At 63.5% G+C, this 12,021-nt stretch carries 11 protein-coding genes; 1 reads left to right on the top strand and 10 read right to left on the bottom strand.

Features of this window, described 5'->3' with window-relative positions; all coding sequences use genetic code 11:
* Positions 1-518 precede the first annotated feature (518 nt).
* The gene (locus tag AC3WTE_RS26040; protein ID WP_492442203.1) at positions 519-1,313 is read right to left on the bottom strand and encodes a class II glutamine amidotransferase; all 795 of its coding nucleotides are present in this window, start codon (positions 1,311-1,313) and stop codon (positions 519-521) included.
* A 32-nt stretch (positions 1,314-1,345) separates the two neighbouring features.
* Positions 1,346-2,242: an amidoligase enzyme gene (locus tag AC3WTE_RS26035; protein ID WP_492442202.1), complete on the bottom strand. Its 897-nt coding sequence runs from the start codon at positions 2,240-2,242 to the stop codon at positions 1,346-1,348.
* 741 nt (positions 2,243-2,983) lie between these two features.
* On the opposite strand from AC3WTE_RS26035, the gene AC3WTE_RS26030 reads away from it, so the two are divergent.
* Positions 2,984-3,817 carry a helix-turn-helix domain-containing protein gene (locus AC3WTE_RS26030; protein WP_492442200.1) on the top strand — a complete coding sequence of 278 codons (834 nt, stop codon included), beginning with the start codon at positions 2,984-2,986 and terminating at the stop codon, positions 3,815-3,817.
* Positions 3,818-3,884: 67 nt separating this feature from the next.
* Here AC3WTE_RS26030 and AC3WTE_RS26025 read toward each other — a convergent pair whose 3' ends face one another.
* The 8 genes from AC3WTE_RS26025 to AC3WTE_RS25990 form a co-directional block, all read right to left on the bottom strand.
* On the bottom strand, positions 3,885-4,724 hold the full coding sequence (locus AC3WTE_RS26025) for a phosphoadenosine phosphosulfate reductase domain-containing protein (protein WP_492442199.1): 840 nt from the start codon (positions 4,722-4,724) through the stop codon (positions 3,885-3,887).
* Positions 4,721-5,131 carry a hypothetical protein gene (locus tag AC3WTE_RS26020; RefSeq protein ID WP_492442197.1) on the bottom strand — a complete coding sequence of 137 codons (411 nt, stop codon included), beginning with the start codon at positions 5,129-5,131 and terminating at the stop codon, positions 4,721-4,723. The genes AC3WTE_RS26025 and AC3WTE_RS26020 overlap by 4 nt, the downstream gene beginning before the upstream one ends.
* A complete protein-coding gene (locus tag AC3WTE_RS26015; RefSeq protein ID WP_492442195.1) occupies positions 5,131-6,018 on the bottom strand; it encodes a hypothetical protein in 888 nt (295 codons plus the stop codon). The genes AC3WTE_RS26020 and AC3WTE_RS26015 overlap by 1 nt, the downstream gene beginning before the upstream one ends.
* Before the next feature lie 206 nt (positions 6,019-6,224).
* Positions 6,225-6,929, bottom strand: coding sequence for a hypothetical protein (locus AC3WTE_RS26010; RefSeq protein ID WP_492442193.1), 705 nt, complete (start codon positions 6,927-6,929; stop codon positions 6,225-6,227).
* A gap of 6 nt (positions 6,930-6,935) precedes the next feature.
* Positions 6,936-7,814 carry an RAMP superfamily CRISPR-associated protein gene (locus tag AC3WTE_RS26005; RefSeq protein WP_492442192.1) on the bottom strand — a complete coding sequence of 293 codons (879 nt, stop codon included), beginning with the start codon at positions 7,812-7,814 and terminating at the stop codon, positions 6,936-6,938.
* Position 7,815: 1 nt separating this feature from the next.
* Complete coding sequence (locus AC3WTE_RS26000; RefSeq protein ID WP_492442191.1) at positions 7,816-8,253, bottom strand: hypothetical protein; 438 nt, start codon at positions 8,251-8,253, stop codon at positions 7,816-7,818.
* A gap of 53 nt (positions 8,254-8,306) precedes the next feature.
* A complete protein-coding gene (locus AC3WTE_RS25995; protein ID WP_492442189.1) occupies positions 8,307-8,966 on the bottom strand; it encodes a hypothetical protein in 660 nt (219 codons plus the stop codon).
* Positions 8,967-9,972: 1,006 nt separating this feature from the next.
* Positions 9,973-12,021 (bottom strand): hypothetical protein, encoded by a 2,049-nt coding sequence (locus tag AC3WTE_RS25990; protein WP_492442187.1) that lies wholly within the window; start codon positions 12,019-12,021, stop codon positions 9,973-9,975.

Here is a 12,021-nt window from a genome sequence, read left to right as displayed (position 1 = left end):
CCCCCCGGCTTCGCCGTGAGGAGAGCGCCGGCTGGCGCCGGCGTAAGGCATCCCGGCGGCTAGCGCCGCGTCAGTGAGGTTGACAGCTGAGTTATGTTGTGCCCGTTGCTTTTTCGTTGTTACCGAGTTGGCTTCGCTCGGGCTACGCCCTTTGCTCTGCTGTACCGAATTACTTTGCATTTCAACATCTTTCGTGTTGTCACTATTGCGGCTTCGCCGCTATTCACATTTCCTTATGTACCAACAATATTCAACGTTATAAGCGACTCCGTCGCTCATAACATCAATACTACCAACACTTTTCACCAAACCGCAAGCAACAAACCCATACCGCAAACACCTTGCAGCACAACCATATAACACTCCACACCAAAGCGGGCTACGCCCGCACCAAACAACGAGCCACAGCACCACCCCTCAATCCAAACACAACATATCCTGCCAACGACTCTGGGTTAACCCTTTCACCGAAACGGTGTGGGTACCGAGAACTGTCACCCGGTACCCACACCGCTCACTCAACACTCAAGCTGAATCTCCCACTCCTCCAGCGTCAGCGAGCCGTTGTTGCCATCCGACCAGCACAGACAATCCCGGATGTGCTCCGCGCAGTCCTGACAGGACCGGCATTCCTGGCAGTACCCGTTACGGTCGATGGCCGGGCAGGCACACCACAAGCACGGGTCTTCGTACCCCTCCCAGGTCAACGACGCCGCCTGCCCTGGGATGTGCCGCCAGCTCGGGCTTTCCAGGTAGTCACCATTGCTGTGCCATATGCCGGTCACTGAATCCCATCGTCCCGCTTCCTCGTTGACCAGATAGGCACTCTGGCGGTACCGGGGGTCTGTCGTCAAGATCACCAACTTGTTGAACTTGCCGCACCACTCCGACAACGCACGCTGCACACCTGGACGGTCCAGTCGCCGGAACCGCTTGGGTAAAATCTCATCGGCGAACTTGCGTGTATCGGAACGATGGTCGCCTTTCGCCGGGTGCGCCTCGTCCGGCAATATGCCGTTGTGAGCCACCACCGTTCGATGCGAACCACCGACCATGAACGGGTGAACGTTGCCAATGTTCACCCCGCCGTGCGTTGCCCATCGACTGTGAAACAGCGCCGGACCATCTGGGTAACGCTTCCGGGCCTCGACAAACCGCGTCAGCGCCTCGTCTAGGTTCAAGTATCTACCAGTAATGATGTAGCCCCGAGACACAAGCGCAAATCCATGGCCGTCCGGATTATTCAATCCCCCATTACAAAGCCCTTCAAAATCTGCCTGCGTGCCCGGCGGCAAGTAAGAAAGAATACACATAATTTTATTCCTTGAAGTCGTCAGACTGGTAGTCAGAGAGTGATTTCTTCTAGCAAATTCGGGTACTCCCCGTTTTGCGCCCATTCTGTGAAGTGCGGCCACGTCAACGCCCCACCGTGCAGCACGTCCTGCGCATCAAACGAACGGGTATAACGCACGCTCGCGTCGGCAAATTCGATCGCTGCGAAGAATTCGCGCTCGTCCAATGTCGAGGCAAAAAAACGCAGTTCGAACGTTCGGGCATTGTTGCAGTTCACCGCAACATAGCGGTCATCTCGTTCGATGCGCTTCGCTTTGCGGGCCAGTTCACCGGGTTGGGGCTTCCTAAACGACGCCCACTCATCGGACACCCGACGTGCCAAGTCCTCAAGTGCTTCAACGTTGCGATACATGAACAACAGCCACATCATTTGATGCGCCGCGGATTGCTTGCCGTGGCGCTGGAATGCGTTGCGGGACACATGAATATGTAGTCCGTAGTTGCTGTTCACATAGCATTGCGCCTGGCGCAGCTCCCCCAGCATGTCAGCGAACGGATACCGACGCGCATAGGCCAGGGTCATCGGGTGCGTCACGATCTCGACACCATCGATCGACCCGTCTTGCTTCATGTACAGGTGATCTTCGGAAGGATCGAAAGCCTCGACCGCATCGGCGATTTCGCGGCTGTTGCCGCCTACTTCCAGTTCAACGCCTAACAACGGCTCCTGCGGATAATTCCCTTTAGGCTTGTATCGCGCGGGCCGCCATTCGTAGCCGTGCACACGGTGATCGGAATAGTCATCGTCGTCTGAATCTTCATCGCAGCAATATCCGCAACTATCGCAGCACCAATTGTCACAGCACGGGCAATAACTGCCTAACGCTTCTTCTACGGTATCCAGGCAACGGTCGCAGGTATTGGTATCGACAGCTGTTTGAGATGGCATGAAAATGCTCCTTTACGAGCCTCTGAGGCTGACCTGACCGGTCGGCCTTCTGAACTAATTCTACTAATGGCCACCGACAAATTCGCGACGAAATCCCAACTGCCGCAATTAACTTCCACCCTCTCCCCGCCCCTGCTAGGAGGGGAGAGGGTGGACGGAGCGCTCGCCGGTGAGTTCGGAGCCCGTCGCGCCCAAATCTCGCCGACACCTCTCGACGCGGAACTAGTTGCCACTCCCCGTGCTGCGATAGCGGCACAAACGGAAGGGGGAACCACCAGTGAGCAATCGCGGACCGCGGCTCAGCACCAAGGTGATCATCTTGAGGGAGACACAGGCATTCGTTGAGAAACACCACCGCCACCACGGCAGCACAGACGACCTCGTGGGCGCGGTAATCGTCTCTTGGCCCGGGGCCCCGGTTGTTCGGGCGCCGGCGGCGACACCCTGGAAGTGCTACGCACCTGCACGGACGCGACCCGTAATGCCAACTCAGCGCTCTATGGAGCGGTCTAGCCCATCTGCCGGGCACTAGGGCCCGGCGCATCATTACGTACACCCAGGTGCGCGACACAGGGGCCTCACTACGACCCGCTGGCCTCACCCCGATCGCCCGAAGGCGTTTGCACCCGGTTGGGACAGGTTGGGACCGCCCGAGTGCCCGCGTTGATATCATGTATGTCTAGATAGGGTCCGCCGGGCAGGTGCGCCTTAGAGCTCCAAGGATGAGAGGAGACTGCCGCCATGAACGCTTCATCGCCGCAGGGCACGCGTCATCGGGGTCTCGCCATCGACAGCCCTCCGTATCAGCGCTTCGACCTTGTCTCTCGGCGTAAAGCGCTCGGATTGAGCCAGGAGGACCTGGCCTCGGCGTTGGGCATTGACTTGGCCAACTACCGGCGACGAGAAAACGGCGATCGGACCATCGGACCGCACCTGGTCAACGAACTGATGCTCATGGGCTCCTTTGTTACCGCCACAGCCACGCAGATGACCCAGTCCACCCCCGCAGATGGCCTCGTTGTCATCCCCGCCGCCGGCGACCACGAGGCCTTTGAGCGCGAGTATCCGCAGGCCCGCACCAGCCGCGAGAGCGCGGCCTACCCGATGACACTGCAGCACGTTGCCGCGGGCCGGGCCGCTGCGGAACTGAGCCGGCAAGGTCGGCAAGTGGAGGTGCACCGCGATGGTGGCCGGCGAGCGGATTTTCTCGTACGTCGCCTCGCCGTCGGTCTGGTCGAAAGATCTGTGGCGGTGCGACTGTTCGGGGTCAACAAGGACTCATACGGCGCCGCCGAAGCCGGTAAGAAATCGCCGGGCGGAAGCGTACTCGCTGAATACCAGGCGCTCGATGACTTCATCCTCGCCACCGCCGCCAATGTGGAAGTCGTCGAGCGCGCCGGGGTCACTGCCGTGATCACGTTCGCCGATCAACACCAGTTCGAACGGGCCTACCCCCACGCGCGCAGCGGCAAGACGAACGCGCCCTATCCTGTTGCGGTGCACCAAGTCGCCGCCGCCCGCCGCGCCCAGATTCTCGAGTCCAGCGGCCACCAGGTGCGCATCATCGTGCGATAAACACGCGCGGAGAACTTCGCCAGATCACCCGACAATGGCTGTGTCACAAGCAATTACCGGATTGTGGCTACGTCCACTCGCGCAACCTGGGTAGAAACGTAGCGAGCTGATCGTAGAGGCCCGGCCAACCTTTTTGCAGCCAGGCGATGTGCCCATTGGACAACAACGCCGCAGAAATCACCGAGTCGACGCGGATCATGTGTTCCGGCACGCCCAAGCGCGCCATCTTCCCGTACAGCGGGTTGGGCTCGATATTCCGTCCCGCGAGGTAGGTGAAGACCTGCTCGCGGTCCCAGTCCCAGATCGGCCCGTACGTCTGGGTGCCATTGACGCGGCGTACGACGCCCGCGTGGGCGGCGCGCACTTCGGCGCGCGACAGTTCGGGGTGAGCGGCGACAGCGGAGGCAAATTGGCTGCGGTACAGGCGCGTTCGGCCTGCGGATTCATCGCTGCGCACGCCCCACAGCGACCCGGGCCCGAACCGTTCGTGCGCCTGGGCGGCCGGGCGGTTGATCATCACGTCCACCAGGCGCGCGGGCAGGGTGCGGTCGGCGGCGTCATGGTCGAATCCGCCGCCGGCGACCAACATGGTCAGCAGATCCGGTTCAGTCGCAATCGAGTGGAAGTTCAGTTTCCATCGGTCGGTGAGGTCTTGGACGTAGTGAATGGTCTCGGGGAACTGTAATCCGCTGTCGAAGAACACCACTGGCACATGCGGGTCCACTTGACGGGCCAGATCCAGCACGACGGTCGAGTCTTTTCCGCCGGACCAGCTGACGTATCCATCGTGCGCGTCCAGGTGTGCGGCGATGCGGTCCAGCAAGGGCCGATACGCATCGGGGCCCCGGCGCCGAGCGAGAATCGTTCGCAGCGCCTGTCTGTCCAGCCCGGCCGGGGTGCCCGTCATCGCAGATCGGTGACCTCGATGCTCGTGGCACCCGGGAACAGTGCTCGCAAGAATCGGGTTATGTGGTCGATCGCGTCGGGGGTGTGCAGCATGGAGTGGTCGGTGACGGTGCCGTCCCACCAGTGCCATCGGCCTTTCATGAAGTAATCGAACGGGGGTACCCCGATGTCGCCGGCAGTGTGGGTGGCGGCGAAGTTGCGGGCCCCGCAGACGACCATCGACCAGCGGGCGTCTTCGAAGGTGACGGTGCCGTCCGGATCGCCGAAGCCGGCCAGCGCCGGCGGCAGGCCGATGCGGGCGTGGCATTGCGACGGTGGCAGTTTCCCGCCGGCGATACCGCGCAAGCCGCCAAAGCCGCCGGAGCCGGGGTCGAATCGGTTCGGGTGCACGACCCAATGTTCGCCCATTACTGAACCTCCTGCAGCTGCACGATCAGACGATGACCGAACCCATTGGAACCGATGGCATATGGTGCGCCGTCAGCGGCCACGACCCGGGTTCGCATTCCGCGCGGGAGTAAATGGGTGGTGTCTTCAACGGTGTCGCTGCGCCCCAGGTACATCCCTCTGCTGGTGACCAGTTCACAAATGACGTAGCGGTTGTTGTCGTGGCCTGGCGCTTCGTGCAGATTGTGGTGGGCCAAGGTGTATTGATCGAATTCGACGACGGCGCCGGGTGCCAGCGTGGTCGGTAGATCCTTGGCGGTGTTGACGTCGGCGTGCCGGTCGGGCATGCGCACCGACACGTACACCCGGTGAGTGCGGTCGTTGTTGCGCTCGTAGGACTGCACCATCCGGTCCAGGCGTTGCACCGTGGCCCGGTCTGCCTCCTCGAGGTCTTGCACGTTGCCGGCGTGCTTGTGAAGGGCCCAGTTGATGCGCCGCCATTCGCCGGCGTCCTCGTCGGTCAGCATCGTCGCCATCGCGCGACGCTGCGATTCTGGCGCGGTGGTAATGACGCTATTTTTCAACGCGGAACGCTGCTTTCGCTGCCGGCCCGATATCGCCGAGCGGAATTCCCGGTCGGCGGGAAGGCCGGCGCGACGTCGGTCCGATACCACCTGGCTGACATCGCGCGGGGTAGCACGGTCCCGGTCACGGGTAGCGCGCGTCAGTGAGGTGTCGGAGTCGCGCAGGGCGTCGTCGATACGCTGGCTGATCCGCTGAAAGTCTTTGTCATCCAGAGCATCTGGTGGCACGTCCTTGGCCGCTTTGCTGCCCCGTCGCCCGATCAGTCCACCTTCGATGTCGACTACCACCGGCTCGTTGTTCGGGCGGTTAGTCTTGGCACCCACGACAACTCCAGAAACAGTAAAAGGCCGACCAGGGCGACAGGGCGACGCCGGCTGGACCTGGCGCCGACTTCGAAGAGGAAGGCGGTCTCGGGAGGACCGTCGCCGATCGTCCCGAGACCGCCCCATCACCTTCTCCCAGCCCTTGCTGGCATCTCGTGCCGTCCACGATAAACCACCGCAGCCACGCTGCGCGCGCATACCGACGATCATCGCGGCGGCGAGCCGGACTGCATACGAGTTCCCTGGTGGTGGTAGGGAGGTCGGATGGTGGCCATTCCCACGGGCCCGGTCTGCACGTCGGCTACCTCACGTAGGCAGCGCACAGGGACGGCCCGGCCCAGGACGCCTGGCTCGTGCAAATGCCCGGCGTCCCAGGCGTTCACGTCAGGGGTTTCGGTGACCTCCCACTTGGCCACCACACCCTTGCCGACACTGCGACGTTTGCCGATCGATCGCAGATCATCGAGCAAGCCCCGTATCCGGTCGGGGTCACCCACCGCACGCCATGTGACCCTGGCGGCAGGGTGGGTCATCACCGGGATGGTGCGCCGCTGGTAGCGGCCAGACCGGTCATTGATGACATTGCCGGTGGCTCCGCACAGGTCGGTGATGCGTTGCCGGTCGCTGGCGGTCATCAGCCAGGAGATGTCGGGGTCCAGGCCGCGGGGGTGCAGGTCGGCGAAGGTCGCCATCCAATGCCAGTCGTCGTCGGTGCCGCACCGTGCCAGCGGCAAGTCGAGGTCTTCCGGCGGCTGCTCGGGCTGGTATCTGACGTACTCCCCCGCAGCTCGGCGGGCCCATTTATATCGCTGCCACAGCACGTCGGCCAGCAGCGCATCCAGCGGCACTCCCCAGGGCCGGGACAGCACCAGTCCAAGCGGTGTGGTGGCGGTGACCAGAAGCGGGATCATCGACGTTCAGGCAAGCCCTTGCAGGGCCGCAATCGCCTCGCTGCGACGGCTGCCGACGGCGCTGGCCCAGTCGACGTCTGGTCCCGGTGGTTGGTCGTAGTCCTGGTTGACGATCAGGTCGGCGCGGATCCGGCCGTGCCCGGCGGCCGTCCGGCCGCCGAGATGTCCCCGGGTGGCGAATCGTTGGAGGATGGCGTGCACGAATGCGGCCTGAATGTCGGTGGCGTGGCGCAACTCGACGAAGGACTGCAGTCGTGTGCCCGCCGGCAGAGTCTGGAAACCGAATCGACCCAGCGGACTGGTGGCGTCATCCCCACTGGTGTCGTTGTCGAACAGCGGCGCCGCATCGCCGCGGGGCCGATAGTCCGACAGGTGAGTGAAATATTCGGCAGTGCGCGGCAGTTCGTGCACCGTCTCGGGTCGACGCGGCAGGATGTGCGCCGTTTCGGCGGTCACCGGGATGACATCGCCGACGCCCAACAGCCCGGACATGAGCCGTGCTGAGGCCGTTCCGCCGAACACCGCGATCTGGGGCAGCAGTTCTTTGAGCGCACGTTCGCGTTCACTGGTCAACTGGACTGCCGCCTTGGCCAGGCTGCCGCCGTTGGTCAGCAGGTGCGCTGCGGGCAGCGGCAGTTCCTGCTCGTAGTTGAGGACGCCGGCGGTCAGGTCTTCTCCGATACGGCGCAACACTCCGCGCAGCGAGTTCCCTGAAACCATCGGCACTCTGGCGATGCTGTGACCGTCGGCGGCGACGATGCTGACGTGGTTGAACACGGTGGTGATACCGGTGTCGCTGCGAGCGCGACTCGAGCGGTGCACGATCGAGGACATCGCGGTGATGTCCAGGTCCCAGCGGATCGTCAGCAGCGGAGCACCGGCCACCTTAGAGAGCTCCTTTACGTTGTCGGTCAACAGCATCGGCGATGATTTGGGTCCTCATCACCAGGGCCAGCAGATCCGTGTGGAAGATGTCGATCACCTTCGCGCCAGCGGGATCACGCAGCAGCGCAGCTACTTCCCGCCGTCTGTCGTCGTACCGGGGCGATGCGGCTCCCAGTTCGCGGCAGGCGAACGACCACCACGCGTCCAAAGTGGTGGTTTGATAGGCCGCTAGCAGCACCCGTTCGGGCAGGTGCCTATCCCAGTAGTCAGGTAGGTAGTCCTTTACCCAACTGCGGCCCCAGTCGATCGCATAGTGCAGGTGCAATAGCAATCGCTCGGCGGTGTCGGCGGCGGGATCGAGTCGGCCCAGATCTTTGACGACCAGTTCTTGCCACCGCCGCGACGGCGGCAGCGCCTGTACCCCATCGGTTACGGACACCGGCACCACACTATCCGTGTCGGCCGGCCGTCGTGGGCTACCCGCCCCGGCGATCATGCGGCATCGCTGATTTCTCGTGCGGCAAGCCACATCTCGGGAATCACCCGCCAGGGCTCCAGTCCCGACCATGCTGCCACGATGCGCGACCATTGGCCTCGAGTCTGATTCAGCAGCAGCCGCCCTGGTGGCGCTGACCGCGCAAGATCGTTCATCTGCGCCCCTATCTCGTGCCGCAGCCACGACACATCAGCCAGTCGCCGGGCCGCGGCGGCGTTCCAGGGCAAAACGATTCGGTCGATGGCCAGATGTCCCCATTGCGCGGTGGGCAGGACATAGCGCTGTTTGCGTAGCGCTCGGACGGGCAGCACCGCGGCGGTGGACACCGGTAGTGGTCCTGCCGTCAAGGTGGCGGCCAGGCCTCGGCCGTCCGGGTATTCGGTGACAGCCGCCGTGGTGATCACCATGGGCAGCGCGGTGACCGGTTTGCGGCTGTACGCCCACGCGCACGCAACGCACAGTCGCCGAAACCCATACGGCCAAGCGCCGTACCCGGCAAAGTTAGAACTGAAAATGCGCGTCGTGGTCACAGTGGCCGCCTCCGCGCCGCAGCGCCCGCAGATGCCGGGCACCGGCGCCGGGGCGCCACTGATGGACGGGCGCCCAGCCACGATCCACGCGGCGGCCGCCGGATCCGACAGGGTCTGGGAGGTCATCGGGTCAGCCTCCTCGCCGCGCGCTTCTTTCTCGGATTTGGCTTAGCGTCCCGCGGTTGACCTGCGCCCAGGATGGGGTAGACGGTTGTGCGGGCGATTCCCGTCAGGGCGTGGGTGCGATTGACGGCGATGCCCGCCGCATCCGCTTGGCGTACAAGGCCATTGCGCCCCTGGGTTAGCCGCCTGCTGATCGTCGCTACACGCGACGAGTGCCGCATCGGACTGTTCAACGCTGAATTTTGAATTGCAGCGTACGCTAGATATAGCGGCCGATTGTCACCTTGGCCATGATTGACCGACAGCACTGCAGAGCCGAATCGGAGCCGATGGAATGACCAACATCCAAGCACCCCATCCGGAAACGGCGACTGCTCAGCCTTGCAACGCTGGCGCCGCCCGGTTCGCGCGAAACGTTCTAGCCGAGGCCTCCGAAGGCAGCGATGACGCCTTGCTCGCTCAGATGTTGCTGGCCGAGTGCGGCGAATCTCTTTGAATAGTCTCACCTGATAGTTGACTTTCCCTGTGGGATGAAGAATGGACCGTACAGGCCGAGTTTCGTTGGGCCGAAAGGACAGCCACTCGCCGTCTCGCATGTGAGGTCATCGAACGCTTGCAGCGCAACGGCATTGAGCTAGACGCAGATGAATCACAGTTCTCTGCACGAGCGGTCGGGCCGGCATGCATCCTGTCGTCGCGGCATGCCAGTGCGCATCGGTGGCAGCCGCCGACGGCAGCCACCAACGCCGTGGGCCACGCCAGCCGCAGGTGCAGCTTGCCTGCCGCCGACGTGTGGCAGATGGATGCACGGCTACCACGCCGCGAACGCGCTGGTGTGAAGCGTGCCGGTTGCTTCTGCTTCCCGCGCTGGGGGTTCCCACGGTCATGGATGGTCCTTTGTTTCATTGCCGCAGTGATGATTTGGGAGACGCAGTGAAGGTGGAGGATCGATCCAGAGCCGGCTCCGGGGGTTAGGCACGGCTCGGGATCGATCCTGTTCATGGGGTGCTCACCGGTGATTTGACGCTGAGCCTGTCGCGTGTGCAGGCGAGGGTCCGGGTTCCGCGGCCGCATGCTTGCCCGAGCTCGCGTTAGAGGCGGTGGTCTTCGCGCCGGCTGGCGCCGTGGTGGAACCGTCCGCGGTCCTGGCGTGTTTCGCTGACTCCACGGTTTTGCCGTTGTCGGGGCTCTTTGGTCGGGCGTCGCTCGGGTTGGCGGTGCCGGCCGCGGTGTGGTCGCCCTTCGTAGTCGTCGCGGTGCTTCTGACGGGGGCATCATGAGAGGTGATGGGGTTGGCGGCCGAGGACGCCGGCTGCACTGTGCTGTCTTCGGTTGGCGTTGATTTTTTCGGGTCAGCGCTGGGGATCGTCGGCGAGGCGGCGGCCGTTATCGATCCATGGTCGCTAGCGGCGGCCACAGTGGTTACTTCGGTATTGGCCAAGGTCTTGGCCGTGGTCGACGCCGTGCTCAATGGTTTGTTCGTTGGGGTGGATATGGCTGTGCTGGCGGGTGATTCGGTGTCCGTGGCTGCGGTGGCTGAAGTTTTGGCGGTCAGCGTCTTGGTGGGGATGGCCGACGCTGGCGTCGCCGCTGCCGTGCCAAGCACCGCACCGGTAATCGAGGAGCCCGCGTCCAGTACCGCGGCTACCGTGTTTAGTCCGGCCGTCAGGACCGAAGTGGCCACATTGATGGTCGTGATGAGCGTGCCCGCCATCGCCGCCGGCAAGCCGGTGACGATCGGCGGCAAGCCGGCGGCCTGGGCTATACCCGTGGCGATGGTACCTGTGGCGGAGATGAAGGCTGTGAGCATATTGGCACCGGTTTGGGTGAGGTTGGCGCCGGCCTTAAAAGGCACCGAGGCGAGCGAGCTCACGGTTTGGGTCAGCTGCGCACCCGTCGCGATTCCTGCTCCCACAAGGGAACTCAGCGCGGAGGCGTAGCTGGCTGGGCTCAGCGGCCCGGATCCGATTTGCGCGATGGCGTTCTGGATCGCACCGGGTGTGGTTCCATTGCCGATCCACGTCCCCAAGACGGCTTCGGCGCCAGAAGCCAGGCGCGAGAGCACCGTATTGGCCGCGGTCGTCACCGTCGTGGTCAGCCCGTTGATGGCGGCCACACCGATCGTCACTGGCGCGGACACGATTCCTTGGGCCGCCGTGATGACGCCGTCGACGAGCGCGACTCCGGGCACAAGGTTTTCGGCGGCAGCCATCAGGTTCGTGACAAGATTCAACGCGTTGCTGATCTGGGCGGTGACCCCGGTTATGAGGGACCCCGCGCCCGATATGGCGGCGGTGCCTAGATGGGCCACCGCCGAAATGCCCGCGTCGACGAGACCACCAACGATGGTCAGGGGGCTGGTGAGCAGCCCAATGTAGCTGGCAGCGCTCAGGGGGTTGTTGACGACATTGGCGATCGCGAGCGCAGCGGTGCTCAAGGAGCCGGTGAGCGTTGAACTGAGCAGGTTCGTTAGCTGTCCGGTGGTGAGCACGATCGTGCCACTGATGTCTCGCACGGTGCTGGCCAGCGCAGTGAGACCGTTGGTTGACGAGGTGCGCAGCGCGGTCAGGACCTGGGTCAGAACCGCGTTGGTCGAGCTGCTGATCATGCTGTTCCACAGCGAGTTGTTCACCCCTGCGGCGGTGATCAGGGCCTGCTGAAGGGTCTGACCCGGTACGGCAGCCAGCGAGGTCACCGTCGCGGAGGTGCCGCTGAGGTCTGCGTTGAGATTGGCGACAAGGGCATCGATGTCGGCCGGCGAGATAAGCGCTGTTAGATGCACATTCGGCACGGCCACTGTGGGCACAGCGAACTGGTGCGAACCGAAGGTTTGTGCTTCCAACGGGGCCAGAGCGATCATCGTTGTTGCGCTGAGGATCACCGCCGTTTTCAATGGCGAAGCGCCCCGCGCAGTGAGCGCCCCACCTGCGCGGTGCTGCCTGCAGGTGCCCGTGACCGTGAGTTGCTGCACGGGAAGGTTAGTGGGATTGGCGCGGTGGCGGCCGCGCGACTTCTGTGCGGGTGCTGGATCGTTGCACGTGAGGGTGGGGACGGTCAT

It is taken from the genome of Mycobacterium sp. FW102-FHT13B02 (assembly GCF_058790275.1).
The sequence above is the reverse complement of the archived record's forward strand: the minus strand, read 5'-3'. Positions and strand labels throughout refer to the sequence as shown.